This window comes from Nocardia pseudovaccinii NBRC 100343 (assembly GCF_001613225.1).
Taxonomy (GTDB): Bacteria; Actinomycetota; Actinomycetes; order Mycobacteriales; family Mycobacteriaceae; genus Nocardia; species Nocardia pseudovaccinii.
The window spans coordinates 1-19917 of the sequence record NZ_BDBY01000136.1 but is presented as its reverse complement, the minus strand read 5'-3'; the positions used below and the strand labels follow the sequence as shown (position 1 = coordinate 19917).

Here is a 19917-nt window from a genome sequence, read left to right as displayed (position 1 = left end):
GTCGCACCAGCAACGAACAGGCGCGCCGGATCCCGGTGGCACGGCGATGCGGACCGCCTGAAGCCTGGTCACCAAGTACTGACGGTGATTGCCAGGCCCGCACCGACATTCATGGCCGATGCGGCCTGCGGTGGGCGCGTGGTCCGCGGGTCGAGCGGAAGCCCCACATCGTCAACGAACCGGCGAGACTCAGGTAGAGGACGTAGACGAGGATGACCAACAGCGCGCCGTAGTCGCGGGGCCAAGTTCGCGTCGGCAGTAGTGCGGCGAATCCGGCGACGAGCAGTATGACGCCAACAACCAGTGCGGGTGTTCCGAGCGCGGCGATATCGTCGTTGCGGCCCTGGGTGCGCGGCGAGGTGCGGCTTTCGGCGAAACTCGTTGCCGGGTGCAGGCGGATGTTGGCAGGTGTGTCCGATCGTTGGGGCGGAGATTCCGTCGGAATCCACACAATCAATTCCTCTTTCTGAATCTGTAGACAAAGGGGGCCAGTTCGGCGGTATCGGTGATGAGGGCAACGTGCCCTGTTGCCGGACGGGTGCAAGGTCGACGCCATGGCGGGTTGCGATGGGCATCGGATCGGCGGGCGGTGTGGGCTCCTTTGCCGACACGTCCGCTCAGAGTTGATGCTGGAACAGTAGGTCGGCCCGCAAGGCGTGCCATCGTCCCGAGAGCACGAAGTCTGCCCGGATGTTTGTCTCCGGCAGCCGTCCCCGCGCAGCATCGGCACTGATCTCCATGATCCCGAGCTTCCCCGGCCGGTGCGAACCACCGCATGCGACCGATCTGCTCGAGTTGGGGAGTTGCATGTTCGACAATCGGTCGAACTGGACCGGTGGAATTCTCGAGCGCCTGGAGGCCGGTGAATACCGGATGCCGGACTGATGGCAGGGGGCGCCCGCCGGTCCGAGGGCGGATAGGCCGCCCGCATGACGAAGTGGTTCGCGCCGCACGACCGACAGGAACTACACGGATCCGGATGGTTGGACGATCCGCTCGGTGGATGGCTCGCGGACCGCGCACTCCGAACATACGGTCGCGATCACCGCTGACGGACCCCGAGTATTGACCGCCGCATAATCTGTCTCAATCCGTTTCGGAGAGCCAATCCGCGAGATCGGTGGCGGCGCGCAACTCGGCCGCGACGATCGCGCGTTCGGTTTTCGACAGCGATATGCCCCCGAGTTCGGCGCGCACCTTCTCGGCCCGCTCGGAATCACCGGTGGCGACGGCCAACTCGGTCAGTGCCGCAAGTGCGCGAGCCCTATCGACGGCAGATGCTTGCGCGCCGTAGCGACGGAGTCCTACCTCGAGCACCCGGACCGCGGTCGCATCATCGTTCTTGAAATCGCGCAGGATGCGGACATTGTCCAAAACCCGTGCCAGGCCGTCGAGTTCGCGGGAGCCGCCGTAATCGACGTCCTCGGGCTCGTCGCGCTGAATGTAGATGATGGTATTGCCCACCGGGTCGACCACGCTGAATCTGCTCTGGCCGGGGCGGAATCGGGTGATGCGTGGACACCCCTTCGCGGGGACCTTGCCATAGCGCTTGCGCAGCGCCGCGGTGAATGTGGCGTGTCGCTCGGCGACATCGTCGAGCATGATCAGGCAGCCGACCTGTTCGGTGGGGAGTCCGATGCCCTGCGGTGCGGCGGCGAAATGGACCGCACAACCATCGGCCTCGATCGCGCCGTAGTCGTATGGCCTGGTCTGCTCGTGGGTCACCGTGTAGCCCAGCGCTCGGTAGAAGTCGAGGGTGTCTTTCAAATCGCCACTCCACAACACCGGAACCGCTGTATCGCTTGTCATTGCCCTGCCTCGGTAGCGGTAATCAATTTTGACTACCGAGGCTAGGGCGATGGAAGGCCGGAAGTCAAATTTGAGTAGTATGGCCGTTTCGAGAGAAGGGAAACCCCGGATGTCGGCCGTGCGCCTGCTCGTCCTCGGCGTGATGCGGTTGCGTCAGCCCACCTACGGCTACGCCGTGCGTCGCGAACTGCTGTCCTGGCGTGCCGAAACCTGGACCAATGTGAAGCCCGGGTCGATCTATCACGCGCTGAAACAGCTGACGCAGGAAGGGAAATTGAGTGCATTCGGCACCCAGGGCAGTACCGAGGGGCCGGGGCGGACACTGTTCGAACTGACCGAGGCGGGGGAGGCCGAATTCCGCAAGCTCATGGACGAGGCGCTGGTCAGCGTCGATATGGAAGAGCTCGGTGCGGGTATCGCGTTCATGGATGCGTTGCCACGCGCACACGTCATCGAGAAGTTGCGCGAACAACGCCGCAATGCCGCGGCGGTTCGTGACGATCTGATCGCCATGATCCCGACCTTCCCCGGCCGGTACGAACCACCGCATGCGACCGATCTGCTCGAGCTGTGGAGCGGCGTGTTCGACAACCTGTCGAACTGGACCGGGGGCGTTCTCGAGCGCCTGGAGGCCGGTGAATACCGGATGCCGGACTGAAGGCAGGGGGCGCCCGCCGGTCCGATGGCGGATAGGCTGCCCGCATGACGAACACACTGGGTGCGGTCGGCAAGGCCGACTATGTGCTGCTGACGACCTTCCGCAAGGACGGCACACCGGTCGGCACCGCCGTATGGGCCGCCGAGGACGACGGCAAGCTGTATGTGTGGACCGAAACCAACAGCTGGAAGGTCAAGCGGCTGCGCGAAAATCCCGCCGTCACCCTCCAACCGTGCAACCCCTCGGGCAAGCCGCGCGGTGATGTCATCGAAGGCACCGGCCGAGTGCTCGATGCCGCCGACACCGAACGAGTGCGCAAGCTGATCAAGAAGAAGTACTGGCTCCTCGGCCCGATTCTGGTCACCGCGAGCAGTATTCGCCGCGGCAAGTCCGGCACCATCGGCCTCGAGATCACTCCGGCCGCATAGTCAGGTCGCCTGGCTCACCGAGGACATGTGGAAGTCCGGGATGCGCAAGGGCGGCATGGCGGTTCGGGTGAACCAGTCCTTCCATTCACGGGGGAGGGTGGTCTCGGTGGCACCGGCTTCGGTGGTGCGGCGGAGCAGGTCGATCGGGCTTTCGTTGAAGCGGAAGTTGTTGACCGCCGCAGTGACTTCACCGTTTTCGACCAGGTAGACACCGTCGCGGGTGAGGCCGGTGAGCAGCAAGGTCGCGGGATCGACCTCGCGGATGTACCAGAGCGTGGTCAGCAGTAGGCCGCGCTCGGTATTCGCGATCATCGCGTCGATACTCGCGCCCGAGCCGCCGGTCAGCAGCAGGTTATCACCGGGAACCGTAGTGGGAGCGTCGAATTCGGCGGCGGTGGCGCGCGGGTAGACCAGCGATTCGATGATCCCATTACGCAGCCAGTCCACGCGCCGGGCCGCAAGACCGTTGTCGAAGACCGACAGCGATTCCGAGGACGACGAAGTCACCACGAACGGACGATATTCGAGTCCGCCCGCGCTCGGATCGGAGTAGAGCGTCAACGGAATGTCGCTGAGCCGCTCACCGATTCGAGTGCCGCCCGCCTTTGCGAAGGCGCTGTGCCCTTCGTGCGCGCCCCGGCCCTCCATGGACCAGGCCAGGTAGATCATCAGGTCCGCGACCGCCGACGGCGGCAGCAGGGTTTCGTAGCGACCCGCGGGCAGCTCGACCCGGCGGCCGGACCAATCCAGCCGACGCGACAATTCGGTGAGTAGTCCGGGTACGTCGACGTCGGTGAAGTCCGCGGTGCCGACACCGACCCACGCGCTCGCGAGATCCGCGCCCTCGCCTCGCTTTCCGTTGATCTCCACCGAACCGGTGGGTTGCACGAAGCGGCGGCGAATACCGGTGGAGGTGCCGAGCCATGTCGTATGCATCTGGTGGTAGGCGAAACCATAGAGCCGATCGGCGCCGTCGAATCCGCCCGCCAAGTCGCGTGCGAGGTCGGTGAAGACCTCGATTCCGGTACTGCCCGGTGCGGACGCCCAGTCATTTCCGGAGTCCGGCAGGCCATCCGAGTCCGGAGTCAGCAGCGGCATCGCATCCTTCGCCGGTTCGGCGGTGCGAGCCGCCGCCTCGCTGGCGCGGACCACCTGCTCGATCTCGGCCGGGTCGACGCTGGTGGAGCTGACGCTGCCGACGCGCGCGGAGTTCGGGCCGTCGCGGAAGATCGAAATGACCGCCCAGTCCCGGGAAATCGAGGAACCATTGGTGGTCATCGAGTTGCCCGCCCAGCGCAGCGACGCCTCGTGCGCATCGGTGACGATGACCATCGCCTCGTCCGCATGCGAGAGCGCCAGCGCCTGCTCGACGACGGCACCCGCGGGCATCATCACCTCGATCACTGACCTGCCTCCGTCCGGGTGTTGAGAATGTTGATGCCGCGCACCAGGATCGACGGGCAGCCGTGGCTGACCGCGGCGACCTGGCCGGGTTGTGCCTTACCGCAGTTGAACGCGCCGCCGAGGCGCCAGGTGGACGGTCCGCCGACCGCCTCCATGGCACCCCAGAAGTCGGTGGTGGTGGCCTGATAGGCGACATCGCGCAGCTGGCCGTCCAGCTTGCCGCCGCGAATGCGGAAGAACCGCTGGCCGGTGAACTGGAAGTTGTAGCGCTGCATATCGATCGACCAGGACTTGTCGCCGACGATATAGATGCCGTTCTCGACCCGGGAGATGAGTTCGGCGGTACTGGCGTCGTTCTCGGGATCCGGTTGCAGCGAGACGTTGGCCATGCGCTGGATCGGCACATGGTGCGGTGAGTCCGCGTAGGAGCAGCCGTTGGAGCGTTCCAGGCCCAGGCGCGGGGCGAAGACACGGTCGAGTTGATAGCCGACCAGAACGCCGTCGCGCACCAGATCCCAGCGCTGTCCGGCGACCCCCTCGTCGTCATAGCCGACCGAGGCCAGACCGTGCACCTCGGTGCGGTCGCCGGTGACGTGCATGATCGGCGTTCCGTACTGCAGCGTGCCGAGCTTGTCCGGGGTTGCGAACGAGGTACCCGCATAGGCGGATTCGTAGCCGATGGCGCGGTCGTATTCGGTGGCGTGGCCGATGGATTCGTGGATGGTCAGCCACAGGTTGGTCGGGTCGATCACCAGGTCGGTGGGGCCTGCCTCGACGCTGGGCGCCTTGACCTTCTCGGCCAGCCAGCCCGGGATCTGCGCGAGCTCCTCGCTCCAGTCCCAGATTCCGTCCGCACCGGTGACGTACTCCCAGCCGCGTCCGGCCGGTGCGGCGAGGGTGCGCATGGTCTCGAAGACACCCGCCGCCGCGTCGACGGTGATCGCCTCCAGTTGCGGGTGCAGGCGCACGCGCTGCTGTGTGATCGCGGAGCCCGCGGTGTCGGCGTAGAAGGTCTGCTCCTTGACCTGCAGCACCGAGGCGGTGACGTGATCGACGCCGTCGGCGGCGGACAGGCGGCCCGAATAGTCCTGCAGCACAGCGACCTTGTCGGCGGTCGGCACCGTGAACGGGTCCAGGTCGTAGGCCGAAACCCAGTGCACATTGTCGTATCGCGGCTCGTCGGCGAGTTCGACGCGCTCACGATTGAGCGCGCGCAGGGTGGTCGCCACCGTGACCGCCCGCCGCGCCACCTCGGCCGCGGTCTCCGGAGTGAGCGCGGCATGCGAGGCGAAACCCCAGGTGCCGTCGACGATCACGCGCACGGCGAAGCCGAGATCGGTGGCATTGCTGATCGCCTCGACCCGGCCGTCGCGCAGCCGGATCGACTGGGTGACCAATCGATGCACCCGTAGATCTGCATGCTGCGCGCCCGCCGCCCGCGCCGCCGACAGTGCGGCGTCGGCGAGCGCGTGCAATGGTAACGCAAGGAATTCGGCGTCCACGTCTTTGGAAGTCGCGATGCTCACCCGACCCAACTTAGCCGGTCGGACCGGTGAGCGCCGCTCCCGCTGCGCTGACGCAGACCTTGTAGACATGCATCGACTGCAATGCCGCACGAAATGGTCAGCGGCGCAGTTCTAGACCATGGCCGCCGGGGTCGCGGCGACGAGACCGCCGTCGATGAGCAGGTCCTGGCCGTTGATATAGGACGCCTCGTCGGAGGCGAGAAAAGCGACCGCGGCGGCAACGTCCTCCGAGGTACCGATACGTCCCGCGGCCACGGTGGCTACGGCGGCGGCCTGCACTTCCGGTGACGCTTCGGCATAGAACGCGGGCGTCCCGGTGTAACCCGGGCTCACCGAGTTGACCCGGATTCGCCTGGGTGCCAGTTCGGCCGCCAGCGTTCGCGCCAGGTTGTGCACCGCCGCCTTCGTCGCCGAATAGAGTGCCGCGCCGGGCCCACCCCGATGCAGTGCGAATGATGCGTTGATCACAATCACACCGCCATCGACCAGCAGGGGGAGAGTGTGCTGGATGGTGAAGAACGCGGCCTTGAAGTTGATATCGACCACCCGGTAGAACTCGGCCTCGGTGACATCGCCGAGGGCCTGGAACGCGCCGACGCCCGCATTGGCGAAAACGATGTCGAGGCGTCCGTAACGGTCCCGGACCGCGGCCGTCAACGCTTCCAGATCGGCGAGACTCGCTGCGTCACCAGGGATTCCAAGGACCCGATCGCCACGGTTCAACTCTTCGAGCGCGACGTCCAGACGGGACTTGTCACGCCCGGTGATGACAACCCGCCCACCCTCGTCGAGCAACCTGCGCGCGGTGGCCAACCCCATGCCGCTGGTTCCGCCGGTGATCAGCGCGATCTTGTCGTCGAATCGGGAATTGCTCGCCATGGCACGGCCTCTCATACAGTTGGATAGTTCAAGAACATATGAACAGTTCGACTGTATGTCAACAATCGAGCTATCCTGGCCGATGTGATGACGGCACATCCCGAGCGGGATCGGATCGAGTTGGCGAATGTGTTCGCCGCACTGGGAAATCCATTGCGCCTGCGGATCGTTCGCGTGCTCGCGGATGGGGCGGAGCACACCTGCGGCTCGATCGTGGACGGTGTGCCGAAATCCAATCTGACACACCACTATCGGGTGCTGCGCGATGCGGGGATCATCTGGCAGCGGCCCTCGGGACGGGAAACGCTACAGTCGTTGCGCCGTGACGATCTCGACGCGCGGTTCCCGGGTCTGCTGGATTCGGTGATCGACGCGGCCCGCCGGGAGCAGTCGCACGCGACCGGAATTTGATCACGGTTTGGCCGCATGGCGCGCGCGAAAGTCGTGGTTACCGTACCCAAGTCGGGTTATGCCGTACTGTGCCCGCGTGCCGCCATCCGCCCTCCGCGATCGCAAACGAGAACGTACCCGCCGTGCCCTCCTCGAGGCAGCCGCCGAGCTTTTCGAGAACAGAGGCTATGAGGAGACCACGGTGGCCGATATCGCCGCCGCGGCCGAGGTCGGCACCCGGACCTTCTTCAACTACTTTGCCAGCAAGGAAGAGTTGCTCTTCCCGGAACAGGACGAGCGGGTGCGCGCCGCGGTGGCTGCCATCGCGAGTCGCCGGCCCGGCGAGCGGCCCGTGGAAGTGCTGCTGCGCGCGTTGCGAGCGGCGGGCGACAATCCGGGCGAACACCTCGTCGATGACCTCAATGCGCGCATTGCCGCACTGCGCGCGCAAGTTTCGCGCACCGTGCCCGCGGTGAGCGGGCGAGCCGCGCATGCGCAGTTGGTCGCGCAGCGCGAGATCGCGCGACAGTTGCATATGGCATTTCCCGCCGAATTGGACGATGTCGGCGCCGCCGCATTGGTCGGTGCGGTGGTCGGTGCGGTTTCCGGTGCGTTGACGGTGCTGTTCCAGAGTCCGGTGGCAGGGGTGGACGGCGAGCGGCTGCACCGCCAAATCCACGAAACGACCTCGCGGGTGTTGCAGCCCTGGCTCGCCTCGAATACCAAGATGCATGTCGGACCCCTGCACTGATCGCCTCAGCCGAATTGCTGCCAGCCCAAACGGATCACCATGCCGATGACGACGACCAGGAGTACGACGCGCACGAACTCCGCGCCCTTGCGTAATGCCATGTGCGAGCCGATGATCGCGCCCGCCACATTGCCGACCGCCATGGCCGCGCCGAGCGCGAACATGATGTGGCCGGTGACACCGAAGTAGATCAGCGCACCGAAATTGGATCCGCAGTTGATCACCTTCGCCATCGCGGCCGCACGCACGAATTCGGTGCCGAGCAGGGTGGCGAAGGTAATGATCAGGAAGGTGCCCGTGCCTGGGCCGAGCAGTCCGTCGTAGAAGCCGATCAATCCGGCGGCCAGGGCGATCACGAGCACGAACTTGCGCCGGGTCGGCGGGTGCGTGGCCAGGGTGATGCCGATCGATGGGCGCAGCGTGACGAAGACGGCGACGCCGACCAGCACGACCATCACGATCGGTATGAACAGGTCGCGATCGATGAGCGACACCGCCGCCGCACCGGTCGCCGCGGTGACCGCCGCGATCACCGCCGCGGGCAGCAGCGTGCGCCACTGTATGGGAACTTTGCGCGCGAATGTCATGACCGATGCGCTGGTGCCCGCGACCGCGGCGAGCTTGTTGGTGCCGAGTGCGGTTTGTGGCGTGATGCCCGGTGCGACGAGGAACAGTGTCGGCAGGATGATCAATCCGCCGCCGCCGACCACCGCATCCACCCAGCCCGCGGCGGTCGCGGCTGTCAACAAGGCCGCCCAGTCTGCAAAATCCACCCGGCCAGCCAACCAGATGGTTGGATCGAGCCCGCCCGCACCTAGGCTGATATTCGTGCGCCGGTTCAGTCTGTGGCTTCGCGGCAAGCCCCTCATCTCGGATTCGATGCTGGCCGCAGCCCTGCTGCTGTTCGAGATTCTCGGGGTCGGGAATTCCGACAGCAAGCTGGCATACCTGGGAATCGGTGTGCTGTTGCCGGTACCTGTCGCGTTCCGGCGGCTCTATCCGCGGGCGATGGCAGCCGCGATGCTCGGACTCTCGATCGCCTCGACGCTGGTGAGCTACGCGTCCGAGGACAATGGCGACCATATCGCGCTTCTCGGGCTCGGCATCATGCTGTACACGCTCGTCGCGTATGTCGGTCGCAAGGAAGGAGTTTGGTACGCGCTCGGCCTTGTCGCCGACTGCACCAGCTCATTTCTGTTGCTGCACAAGCCGGCCGGTTCGGATCTGATCTTCACCGCGATGTTCTATGCGCTGTGCTGGACGCTGGCCGAATTCATCGGTGCGCGCCATGCCTATGACCAGGAGGTGGCGGCGCGGCTCGCGGTCGCCGACTACGACCGGGAACGCCGTGCGCACGATGCCGTCTCCGCCGAACGCACCCGTATCGCCCGCGAATTACACGACGTCGTCGCCCACGCGGTGAGCGTGATCATCGTACAGGCCGACGGCGCGAAGTACGCGCTGCGGCGCGATCCGGACGCGGCCGAGCGGGCATTGACCACGATCGCGAGCACCGGTCGCGAGGCCCTGCGGGAATTGCGCCGAACCGTGGCGCTCCTGCGTATCGAGCACGCCCCGGATCAATTGCCGCAGCACGGAACCGCGGGTCTGGCGAAGGTGGTCGAGATGATGCGCGATACCGGACTCGCGGTGGAACTCGAAATGACCGGTGAACTGGACGATATCGCCCCCGAGGTGAGTCTCGGTATGCACCGCATCGTGGCCGAATCACTGACCAACACGCTCCGGCACGCGGGTTCTCATCCCAAGGCATGGGTGCGGGTGCAGCGCCGCGAGATCGATGTGGTCATCGAAGTCACCGATACCGGCGGAGTTCCGGTGCGGGAGCTGGCCGCGAGCCCGATCGTCGGCGGCGGCATGGGACTGGTCGGCATGCGCGAACGCATCGCCGTACTCAGCGGCACGCTGGAAGCGGGCCGCACCTCCGATGGCGCCTGGCGGGTATACGCGACCATCCCACTGGTGCGCGGCAACGAAAACGGTTAGCCGCAGGCTTCTTTCGGCGCCATGCGCACGGTGCGGAAAACACGCTGGACGTGGCCGATAGATTAGGGACGTGCCGATTACCGTTCTCGTTGTCGACGATCAGGAACTCATGCGCATGGGGTTGAAGATGGTGCTCGGTGCGCACCCGGACATCGAGGTGATCGGAGAGGCCGAGAACGGTGCCGCCGCGATATCCCGGGCCAAGGAGTTGCGGCCGGATGTGGTGCTGATGGATGTGCGGATGCCGGTTGTCGACGGGGTATCGGCCACGCAGCGCATCGTCGAGGCCGGTGACGGCTGCAAGGTGCTGGTGATGACGACCTTCGACCTCGACGAACACGCATTGGGCGCGCTGCGAGCCGGTGCGAGCGGATTCCTGTTGAAGGACACGCCGCCCGAGGATCTGGTCTCGGCGATCCGGAGTGTGGCGGGCGGTGATGCGGTCGTGTCGCCGAAGGTGACCAAGCGACTGCTGGACCGGCTCATCGCCGACGACCCGGGCGGCATGCGGGATCCGGCGGTACTCGAGGTGCTGACCGCGCGTGAGCGCGAGGTGCTCGAGCAGATCGCGGCGGGGCGGTCCAATGCCGAGATCGCCGAGCAGTTGTACCTGTCCGAGGCCACCGTCAAGACGCACGTCGGGCGGGTGCTGACGAAACTCGGTCTGCGCGACCGGGTTCAAGCAGTCGTGCTGGCCTACGAGACCGGCTTGGTGCGACCCGGCGGGTGAGATCTCAGCGAGCTATCAGGCTGGATCGGGAGAAAAATCGGACCGTGCGACGTTGAACCGGGTAGATCGTCCGAAAGGATCGCCATGCCCGCCGTACTGTTCGTGCTCTACGTCATCGTCGAGATCGCCGCGCTGATCGGCGTCGGCCAGCTCATCGGCGTGATGCCGACCATCCTGCTGCTCATCGCCGGTTCCGCCGCGGGCATGCTGCTCATCGGCTCCCAAGGCCGACGCGTCTTCGAACAATTCCGGCGCGCCGGACGCGGGGAGATCAACCCGGGCACCGCGGTCGCGGACGGCGCGCTCGTCGCCACGGGTGGGTTCCTGATGTTCATCCCAGGCCTGGTCACCTCGTTCTTCGGGCTGCTCCTGCTGCTGCCGCCGACCCGCTTCCTGGTCCGTCCCCTTGTCGCCGCGTTCGCCGCGCGCCGCTTCAGCCGCCTGGCCGCGGCGATGCCGTATCGCGGCGTGATCATCGACGGTGACGATGTGGTCGACGGCGCGGTTGTCAGCGAGTGGTACGACGACCCCCGCCCCTCGACTCGCCCAGCTCTTCCGTAGCGACCACTTTGCGGGTTGCTCGAAAGGGTCAGCCGGTTGATCGGGTTCACTCCGGGTCTCTTACTTAAACCGTGCCGACTGTCACCCTCGTGCCCATTTCGTAAGCCGGATCAAAGGACTAGGGTGGCCGGATGGCGACCGAAGAGCTCACCGTCACGGTGAGTGAGGAGCTGGCAGCGGCGGTGCGGCAGGCCGCGGCGGCTGCGGGACAGTCGATTTCCGGATTCGCGGCTGCGGCATTGCGGCTGGAACTGATCGCGGTGGAGGCGGGTATGCGCGCCGCACCCGGCGGCGCGCCGCCGAGATACGCGGAGGTCATGGCGGTGCTCGCACAGCCCGCGGACGTTTCGCCACCGACCATTTAGAGCGACCCGCAAGCAGCCGCTACGGAGCGGAGGCTGTCCGACTCGACGGACTGAAACACCGATACGGCAGACTGGTCTCTCGTGAGTACCCAGTTGCTGATCGGCGGTCGTTTCTACAGTTCGAGTTCACCCGACGCGACGGCAATGGCCGTGACCGACGGCACCGTGGTGTGGCTGGGTGCCGAGCAACCGGGACGCGCGCTGCATCCGGATGCGGAGATCATCGACCTCGACGGTGCTTTCGTGGCACCGGCATTCGTCGATCCGCACGTGCACGTGACGGCGCTGGGCTTGAAAGTGACCGGCCTCGATCTGTCGGTGGCGCGTTCACTCGAACACTGCCTGCAACTGCTGCGCGCGTTCGCGAAGTCGCATCCCGACGGCGCGATTCTCGGCGACGGCTGGGACGAGACCGGATGGCCGGAGGATCGGCCGCCGACGGTCGAGGAACTCGACGCGGCAGTGCAGCCGGGGCGTCAGGTGTATCTGTCGCGGGTGGACGCGCATTCGGCGGTGGTGTCGTCAGGGTTGTTGACTGCGGAAGTCATCGCCGCCTCGGGTTTCACGCGCGGTACGCCGCTGCGCGCTGACGCGCACCATCTGGTGCGCACCGCGGTTCTCTCGGGATTGGATCGCGCACAACGGGATCGGGCGCGCAGGGCCGCACTGGATACGGCGGCCGCGCACGGTGTCGTGGCGGTGCACGAATGCGGGGGACCGGAGATCGCCGGGCGCACCGATATTCGTGAGTTGCTCGACTTCGACCACGGTGTGGAAGTCCGGGCCTATTGGGGTGAGGCGGTGCGCACCGCGGACGAGGCGCGGGCGCTCATCGCCGAACTCGGGGTGCACGCGCTCGGTGGCGATCTGTTCGTGGACGGCTCCATCGGCTCGCGCAGCGCTCGGTTGCGTGCGCCCTATGCCGATGACGCCGGAACCGGTCTCGGCTACCTCGACGCCGATACGATCGCCGCGCATGTGCGCGCCTGCACCCAGGCAGGCGTTCAGGCCGGATTCCACGTCATCGGTGATGCCGCGATGGACGCTGTCGTCGCCGGATTCGGACAGGTGGTCGACGAACTCGGCAGCCCGGCCGTCGCATCCTGCGCGCACCGCGTCGAGCATGCGGAGATGATCGATGCCGGTCAGATCGCGAAACTGGCCGCCTGGGGCGTAATCGCCAGTGTCCAACCGGGTTTCGACGCGACCTGGGGCGGCCCGGACGGCATGTACGCCACCCGCCTCGGCTCCGAACGCGCCGGCACCCTGAATCCCTTCGCGGCCATGGCCGCCGCGGGCATCGCCCTCGCCATCGGCTCGGACGCGCCGGTTACCGCAGTCGATCCCTGGTCGGCGGTCCGGGCCGCGGTCAACCACCGCACCCCCGGCCACGGTCTCTCACCCCGTGCCGCCTTTGCCGCTGCCACCCGGGGGGCCTGGCGCGCGGGCGGCGTCCGCGACGGCGTCGCGGGCACCTTGGTCCCGGGAGCTCCCGCCTCCTACGCGATCTGGGACGCCGCCGACCTCGTTGTCGCAGCAGCCGCCGATACCGTCCAACGCTGGTCCACCGATCCGCGCTCCAGGGTCCCCGGCCTACCCCCGCTCGATCCCGACGCATCCCTGCCCACCTGCCTGCGCACCGTCCACCGCGGAGTCACCATCCATGAAGCCTGAAACTCCCGGCGTGGCTCTGCGCCGCGTGGCGGTCGCGCTCGGTCGGTATCCGGTGCTGAGTCGGTCGGTCGCGGCGGTGGTGTCGGGGTTGTTGATTTTCGGGAGTTTTCCGCCGCGGCCGTTCTGGTTTCTCGCGCCTATCGGGATCGTGGTGCTGACGCTGACCATACGCGGCGCCGCGCGGATGCGTGGAGGGTTCGGGTACGGGTTCCTGGCGGGGCTGGCGTTCTTCGTGCCGCTTTTGCCGTGGACCGGGATCTACGTCGGGCCGGTGCCGTGGCTCGCGTTGTCGACGGTGTGTTCCTTATATATAGGTTTATTCGGGCTACTGGCGCGGTTGTTGTTTTCGCTGCCGGGGTGGCCGGTGTGGGTGGCGTTGACGTGGACGGCCACCGAGTGGCTGCGATCGAGCTTTCCGTTCGGCGGATTCCCGTGGGGGCGTTTGGCGTTCGGTCAGGCCGATGGGTGGTACCTCTCGCTGGCCATGGTCGGCGGCGCGCCGCTCATCGGATTCGCGGTGGCGCTCACCGGAACCGCGGCGGCGGCAGTGCTGGTGTCCGTGTGGACTCGCGTGACGGTCGTGCCGACGGACGATAAGTCCCCCGCCGAATCGGGTCGTACCACCAAGGCCCGCGTCGGAATTATCGCCGCGGCGGCGACTTTGGTTACCATCCCGGTCACCGGAGCGATCCTCCGGACCGCGCTGCCCGGCCCGCAGGAGGGCGACCGGACGATCACGGTCGCCGCCATCCAGGGCAGCGTGCCGCGGCTCGGGCTTGACTTCAATGCCCAGCGACGCGCCGTACTCGACAACCATGTCCGGCGCACCGAGGAGCTGGCTCGAGCAGTCGCGCAGGGGCAGGCGCGACAGCCGGACGTGGTGATCTGGCCGGAGAACTCATCGGATATCGACCCGCTGCGCAATGCCGACGCGGCCGCGGAGATCACCGAGGCGTCCGAGCAGATCGGCGCGCCGATACTCGTCGGCGCCGTACTGGTGAACGGCGATCGCACGACAACGAACTCGGTCATCGTCTGGAACGGTGCGGCCGGTCCGGGCGAGCGGCACGACAAGAAGATCATCCAGCCGTTCGGTGAATACCTGCCGATGCGCAGCTTCTTCCGCCTGTTCTCCGAGTACGCCGACCGCGCCGGATACTTCGTCCCGGGCCACGGCGACGGCACCGTCCGCGTCGACCCTTTCGAGCGACCTGCAAGCAGTCGCCACGGCGGCATCGATATCGGCGTCGCGACCTGCTACGAGGTCGCCTTCGACCGCGCCTTCCGCGATTCCATGCACGCGGGCGCGCAATTGCTGACCGTACCCACCAATAACGCCACCTTCGGCGACAGCGAGATGACCTATCAGCAGCTGGCCATGTCCCGGGTCCGTGCCGTCGAACACGGCCGCGCCCTCGTGGTCGCCGCCACCTCCGGTGTCAGCGCCATCATCACCGCGGACGGCACAGTCCAGCAGCGGACACCCGAGTTCGTACCCGCCGCGCTGGTCGCCGAACTGCCGTTGCGCAGCACCACGACATTCGCGACCCGATTCGGTGCCGAAGCGGAACTGCTCTCGGTTATTCTGTCCGGTGCTGCCGTCGTGGTGGCGGCTATCCGGCGGCGAAAGACCCGCGGTAGGTACGTGAACGACCAGGCCACCATGGACCAGCCGGTCGGCTGAGCTCGCCAGATCGGTTGAGCGCGATGAATAGGGCGTTCCCCTAACCAAACAATCGGTATGTTTCGGGGCTTCGAAACCATCTTTCGGTCTGCCCTGAGCGTTAGCGTGCAGTTCGCCAGATTGAAACAGTGCTGGCGTAAGTCGTCGTTTTCCAGTGTTCTCTGCCGCTCAAACCGCAAATTTGGAGAGTTTGCGGGAATGTTGCTCGCGAAAGAGCCTTACTGCCAACGTCGTTCGAAGTGAAACAAATCCGCAACGCTGGCCATCCGTTGCATTCGATGCTCCGAATCTATGGGCGTGGATCACGTCCTACGGCTGGCGCGTGCGCGCCTGCGGTGGCGGTGCTCGGGGAGTTGTGCATCAACAGCGGCAGAAGGAGTGATTGATGAAGTCATTGGCCACGGATCGCGTCGACCAATGCTCTTCCGGTGAATTCTCGGCACAACCATTCGCACTGTCGCCGGCGCAAACAGCCCTCTGGTACGCCCAACGTATCCGCCCGGATGTCCCGCTGACCATTGCGCAGTATGTCGAGATCCACGGAGACCTGGACGTCGGACGCCTGCTGTACTCGATCGAACGGTTCGGTGTCGAAACGCAGGTCGGACATGTGCGTCTGATCGAGATCGACGGTGTCCCGCATCAGGTGATCGACCACAGCCGCCGCCCCGGCTGGGGCCGGATCGATCTGCGCGACGAGCCTGATCCGCACGCTGCCGCGCTGCGCTGGATGAATGAGCACGCCAGCTCGCCGATCGACTTCGAGCGGGATCCACTCACTACGAACATAGTGTTGCGGACCGGCGAGTCCGACTACATCTGGTACGCACGCGGCCATCACATCGTGATCGACGGCTACGGCGCGATGAACGCACTCACCCGTACCGCGGAGATCTATACGGCGGTGGAGAACCGCACCGAGCCGGAGGCATCCCGAGCTACGCCGCTGGCCAAAATCTATGCGGACGAATCCACATACCGCGACACGAGCCGGTTCCGCAACGACCGCGACTATTGGCTCGAGCAATTAGTGGGCGCGGGTGGACCGATGACGCTGTCCAACGTGAACGGCCTCACCGCCGCCCCCGACGCGGGGCGGCGGCGCGCTTGCGCGGTCCTCGACGGACCCGCCGAGGCCGCCATGACCGCGGCCACGGCCGAACTCCAGACCCAGAACTCGACCATGTTCGTCGCCGCACTGGCCGCCTATGTGCGGTCGGTTACCGGCAATTCCGACGTGGTGCTGAGCCTGCCGGTCTCGGCGCGGACAACGGTCGCGCTGCGCCGCTCCGCCGGCGTGGTCTCGAATGTGGTGCCGATCCGGGTGCGCTTCGATGCCGACACCACCGTCCGCGATGTGGTGCGCGCCGCCGAATTGCAGATCACCGGCGCGCTGCGGCACCAGCACTACCGGCACGACGACATCCGCCGCGATTGCGGCTACTCCCGCGATGCGCGCGGATTCTTCGGCCCGATGGTCAACATCATGCTGTTCCACGACGAAGTGAAGTTCGGCAGTCTGCTCGGCTCGCTGCATGTGCTGGCCACCGGCCCGGTCGAGGACCTGTCGGTCAATCTGTACAACGGCGAGGGCGGTCGTATCCATGTCGACTTCGAGGCCAATCCGCGGCTCTACGCGGAGTCCGAGGTCACCGCGCACCATGGCCGGTTCCTGGACTTCCTGACCCGATTCCTCGCCGCCGATCCCGATACGCATGCCGAGAATCTCATCGCCATCACCGACGACGAGCGCGAACGCGTACTGCACACCTGGAACGCCACCGAGACCGCACCGCAGCAGGGGACCCTGTCCGGCCTGTTCGCCGATCGCGCGATGGTATGCCCGGATGCGGTCGCGCTCGAATTCGGTGACGAGACACTGACTTACCGCGAACTCGACGAGCGTGCCAACCGGTTGGCCCGACTGCTCGTCGCGCGCGGTGCGGGGCCCGAGCAGGTTGTCGGCCTGTACCTGCGGCGCAGCCTCGAGCTCGTCGTGGGCATCTACGCGATCATCAAGGCGGGCGCGGCGTACCTACCGCTGGATTCCGATCATCCGGTCGAGCGGATCGAAGAGATCCTCGAACAGGCCGATCCGGTCTGTGTATTGACCACGGCCCGAGACGAACTCGCGCTGTCGGCGGACACGGTCGCGATCGATACCGTCGACCTCACGGAGTTCGACGCCCACCCGATCGCCGACACCGACCGTCCCGCTCCGCTGCGTGCCGATCATCTCGCGTACGTGATCTTCACCTCGGGATCGACCGGAAAACCCAAGGGCGTCGGCGTAACTCACGCCGCGATCGTCAACCGGCTGCGGTGGATGCAGCACGAATATCCGCTGGACGGCACCGACGCGGTGCTGCAGAAGACTCCGGACACCTTCGACGTCTCGGTCTGGGAATTCTTCTGGCCCTTGCAGATCGGCGCGCGACTCGTCGTCGCGGCGCCCGACGGACATCGCGATCCGGGCTACCTGGCCCGGACGATCGCCGAGAAGTCCATCACCGTAGCCCATTTCGTGCCGTCCATGCTTTCGGTGTTCGTCACCGATACCGATGTGCGCGGCTGCACCGCGTTGCGCCGGGTGTTCTGCAGTGGTGAAGCGTTGCCCGCGGCCACCGTCCGCGACTTCCACGCCGCCCTGCACGGGCCGGAACTGCATAATCTGTACGGGCCGACCGAGGTCGCCGTCGATGTCACCTACTGGCCGTGCTCGGCCCACCCGGATACCGTGCCGATCGGCTCGCCGGTGTGGAACACCCAGACCTACATCCTGGACTCGCGCCTGCGGCCGGTGCCGCCGGGGGTCGTCGGCGAGCTGTATCTCGCGGGCGTCCAATTGGCGCGCGGTTACCTCGGCCAATCTCGGTTGACCGCTGATCGTTTCGTGGCCAACCCGTTCACTCCGGGCGCCCGGATGTACCGCACCGGTGATCTGGCGCGCTGGCAGGGCGAGCCGGATCTGGGTGGCCACCAAGGGGATTCAAGTCGGGGTGTCCTCGAATACTTGGGTCGCAGCGACTTCCAGGTGAAGATCCGCGGTCTGCGCATCGAACTCGGCGAGATCGAGGCGGCGCTGCTGGCCGACGAACGGGTCGCCCGTGCCGTCTGCGTCGCCCATCACGGCCGCACCGGCGACGAACTCGTCGCCTATGTCGTTGCCAACCCGGCCTTTTCGGACCACCTGGACAGCACCGCGCTGCTGAATGCCTTGCGTCGCACGTTGCCCGGCTACATGGTGCCTTCGGTGCTGATGGTGCTCGGCGAACTACCGTTGAGCGCGAACGGCAAGATCGACCGCAAGGCGCTGCCGGAACCCATTGCCGACCGCCCGTCCGGCCATCTCACCGCCGAGCCCCGCACCGAGGTGGAGCGGGTGCTCGCCGGTATCTTTGCTGAAGTTCTCGGCATCGACGGAATCGGTGTCGAGGATGGCTTTTTCGATCTCGGCGGCAATTCGCTGATCGCCGCCCGCGCGGTCGCGCGGATCAATGCCACTCTCGGCACTGGGCTGACCATTCGCGACCTGTTCGAGGCCTCGACCATCGCCGCGTTGATCGAGCGCTTCGCCGCTCACAACCCGGACGCGTCCTCCCCGAAGCTGGTACCGGTCGAACGGCCGCAACGGATTCCGCTGTCGCTGGCTCAGCAGCGGCTGTGGATCCTCAATCGCTTCGCCGAACATGCCGCCGCCTACAACATGCCGCTGGCCGTCGAGATCGATGGACCCATCGACCTCGTGGCGCTGCGTGCCGGACTCGTCGATGTGATCGAACGGCACGAATCCCTGCGAACCACGTTCCCGGATGCGCCGGAAGGTCCATACCAGCTCGTACATCCGGCCACCGATATCCCGCTCACCCTGGACCCGATCGACGCGACCGGCGCCGATGTGCGGGAACTCGCCGAGGAGTTCGCCGGATACGGCTTCGATCTGCGCAGTCAGGCCCCGATCCGGGTGGCCCTGTGGAGCACCGGGCCGGAACGGCACGTATTCCTCGTCGTGCTGCACCACATCTGCGGCGACGGCTGGTCGATCGCACCGCTGGCCAGGGATCTGATGGCTGCGGTAGCCATGCGTGCGAAGGGCGTCGCACCGCAGTGGACCCCGCTGCCGGTGCAGTACGCCGATTTCGCCCTGTGGCAGCGCGAACTGCTCGGCGACGAAGCCGATCCGGCGAGTGCGCTGAGCAGTCAGCTCGCCTACTGGCGCACGGCCCTCACCGGTCTGCCGGATCAGCTCGATCTGCCGCTGGATCGCCCGCGCCCACTGCGTCGCTCGACCGACGGCGGGCGGGTGGAGTTCACCATCGCACCCGAGATCCGCCGCGCCGCAGGCGAACTCGCGGCCAGCCGGGGTGTCAGCATGTTCATGGTGCTGCACGCAGTACTGGCCACGTTGCTCGCGCGGCTGTGCGCGAACACCGATATCGCCATCGGCACCCCGATCGCGGGCCGTTCGGATCCGGCGCTCGACGATCTGGTCGGCATGTTCGTCAATACGCTGGTGTTGCGGACCGAGGTCGATCCGGCCGCCGGTTTCGAGCAGATGCTCGATGTGGTCCGCGAAACCGATCTCAATGCCTTCGCCAATGCGGATGTGCCGTTCGAGCGACTGGTCGAACTCGTCAACCCGGAGCGCTCCGCCGCCAGGCACCCGCTGTTCCAGGTGATGCTGTCCTACGACCGCGCACCGGATCTGAACATCGATCTGCCCGATGTGCAGGCGCGGGTGCTGCCGATCGCCGCCGATATCGCGAAATTCGATCTGCAGCTGGAACTGCACGACGGTATCGCCGACGGCCCGCTGCACGCCGAATTCGGCTATGCCACTGATGTTTTCGACAAGCGCACGGTCGAATCGTTCGCTCGCCGGTTCATCGCTGTGCTCAGTGCCGTCGTCGCCGAGCCGAATCGACCGGTCGGTGATCTGCCGATCCTGGACCGGCGCGAGGCAGCGAAGCTCGCACCGATCGCCGGTGCTCCGGGTGAGCCCTCGATCACCTTGGCGCAGCTGTTCACCGACATCGCCGAGCGGCTGCCGG

At 66.3% G+C, this 19917-nt stretch carries 18 protein-coding genes and 1 pseudogene; 13 read left to right on the top strand and 6 right to left on the bottom strand.

What is annotated here, in order from left to right:
• Positions 1-109: 109 nt before the first annotated feature.
• On the bottom strand, positions 110-451 hold the full coding sequence (locus NP3_RS16480; protein ID WP_063042271.1) for a hypothetical protein: 342 nt from the start codon (positions 449-451) through the stop codon (positions 110-112).
• A 239-nt stretch (positions 452-690) separates the two neighbouring features.
• Here NP3_RS16480 and NP3_RS47980 point away from each other — a divergent pair, with 239 nt between their 5' ends.
• The gene (locus NP3_RS47980; protein WP_157124352.1) at positions 691-885 is read left to right on the top strand and encodes a hypothetical protein; all 195 of its coding nucleotides are present in this window, start codon (positions 691-693) and stop codon (positions 883-885) included.
• A gap of 63 nt (positions 886-948) precedes the next feature.
• Positions 949-1080: pseudogene (locus tag NP3_RS50435) on the top strand (type I methionyl aminopeptidase); the annotation flags it as partial.
• A 6-nt stretch (positions 1081-1086) separates the two neighbouring features.
• Here NP3_RS50435 and NP3_RS16475 read toward each other — a convergent pair.
• Positions 1087-1809, bottom strand: coding sequence for a DUF8817 family protein (locus tag NP3_RS16475; protein WP_063042269.1), 723 nt, complete (start codon positions 1807-1809; stop codon positions 1087-1089).
• Positions 1810-1918: 109 nt separating this feature from the next.
• Here NP3_RS16475 and NP3_RS16470 point away from each other — a divergent pair, with 109 nt between their 5' ends.
• Positions 1919-2467 (top strand): PadR family transcriptional regulator, encoded by a 549-nt coding sequence (locus tag NP3_RS16470; RefSeq protein WP_063042267.1) that lies wholly within the window; start codon positions 1919-1921, stop codon positions 2465-2467.
• A 44-nt stretch (positions 2468-2511) separates the two neighbouring features.
• Positions 2512-2895, top strand: coding sequence for a PPOX class F420-dependent oxidoreductase (locus tag NP3_RS16465; protein WP_063042265.1), 384 nt, complete (start codon positions 2512-2514; stop codon positions 2893-2895).
• Here NP3_RS16465 and NP3_RS16460 read toward each other — a convergent pair whose 3' ends face one another.
• The 3 genes from NP3_RS16460 to NP3_RS16450 form a co-directional block, all read right to left on the bottom strand.
• Positions 2896-4287 (bottom strand): metallopeptidase TldD-related protein, encoded by a 1392-nt coding sequence (locus NP3_RS16460; RefSeq protein WP_063042276.1) that lies wholly within the window; start codon positions 4285-4287, stop codon positions 2896-2898.
• An 8-nt stretch (positions 4288-4295) separates the two neighbouring features.
• Positions 4296-5825 (bottom strand): TldD/PmbA family protein, encoded by a 1530-nt coding sequence (locus tag NP3_RS16455; protein WP_063042263.1) that lies wholly within the window; start codon positions 5823-5825, stop codon positions 4296-4298.
• A 111-nt stretch (positions 5826-5936) separates the two neighbouring features.
• Positions 5937-6704: a glucose 1-dehydrogenase gene (locus NP3_RS16450; protein ID WP_063042261.1), complete on the bottom strand. Its 768-nt coding sequence runs from the start codon at positions 6702-6704 to the stop codon at positions 5937-5939.
• Positions 6705-6791: 87 nt separating this feature from the next.
• On the opposite strand from NP3_RS16450, the gene NP3_RS16445 reads away from it, so the two are divergent.
• Both NP3_RS16445 and NP3_RS16440 read left to right on the top strand, forming a co-directional pair.
• Positions 6792-7115, top strand: a complete 324-nt coding sequence (locus tag NP3_RS16445; protein ID WP_218024864.1) for an ArsR/SmtB family transcription factor — start codon at positions 6792-6794, stop codon at positions 7113-7115.
• 76 nt (positions 7116-7191) lie between these two features.
• Entirely contained in the window at positions 7192-7845 is a 654-nt protein-coding gene (locus tag NP3_RS16440) for a TetR/AcrR family transcriptional regulator (protein WP_084508635.1), read from the top strand.
• 5 nt (positions 7846-7850) lie between these two features.
• On the opposite strand, the gene NP3_RS16435 is transcribed toward NP3_RS16440, so the two are convergent.
• Complete coding sequence (locus NP3_RS16435) at positions 7851-8618, bottom strand: TSUP family transporter (RefSeq protein ID WP_063042257.1); 768 nt, start codon at positions 8616-8618, stop codon at positions 7851-7853.
• A gap of 55 nt (positions 8619-8673) precedes the next feature.
• On the opposite strand from NP3_RS16435, the gene NP3_RS16430 reads away from it, so the two are divergent.
• The 7 genes from NP3_RS16430 to NP3_RS16400 form a co-directional block, all read left to right on the top strand.
• Positions 8674-9852, top strand: coding sequence for a sensor histidine kinase (locus NP3_RS16430; protein ID WP_063042255.1), 1179 nt, complete (start codon positions 8674-8676; stop codon positions 9850-9852).
• 70 nt (positions 9853-9922) lie between these two features.
• Complete coding sequence (locus NP3_RS16425; RefSeq protein ID WP_040691387.1) at positions 9923-10582, top strand: response regulator; 660 nt, start codon at positions 9923-9925, stop codon at positions 10580-10582.
• An 84-nt stretch (positions 10583-10666) separates the two neighbouring features.
• Positions 10667-11143: an FxsA family protein gene (locus NP3_RS16420; protein WP_063042253.1), complete on the top strand. Its 477-nt coding sequence runs from the start codon at positions 10667-10669 to the stop codon at positions 11141-11143.
• A 131-nt stretch (positions 11144-11274) separates the two neighbouring features.
• Positions 11275-11508: a ribbon-helix-helix protein, CopG family gene (locus NP3_RS16415; RefSeq protein WP_063042251.1), complete on the top strand. Its 234-nt coding sequence runs from the start codon at positions 11275-11277 to the stop codon at positions 11506-11508.
• 81 nt (positions 11509-11589) lie between these two features.
• Entirely contained in the window at positions 11590-13182 is a 1593-nt protein-coding gene (locus NP3_RS16410; RefSeq protein WP_063042249.1) for an amidohydrolase, read from the top strand.
• Entirely contained in the window at positions 13172-14866 is a 1695-nt protein-coding gene (lnt, locus tag NP3_RS16405; protein ID WP_063042247.1) for an apolipoprotein N-acyltransferase, read from the top strand. Before NP3_RS16410 ends, lnt begins: the two co-directional genes overlap by 11 nt.
• A gap of 385 nt (positions 14867-15251) precedes the next feature.
• On the top strand, positions 15252-19917 hold a 4666-nt coding region (locus NP3_RS16400; protein ID WP_157124350.1), incomplete at its 3' end, for a non-ribosomal peptide synthetase.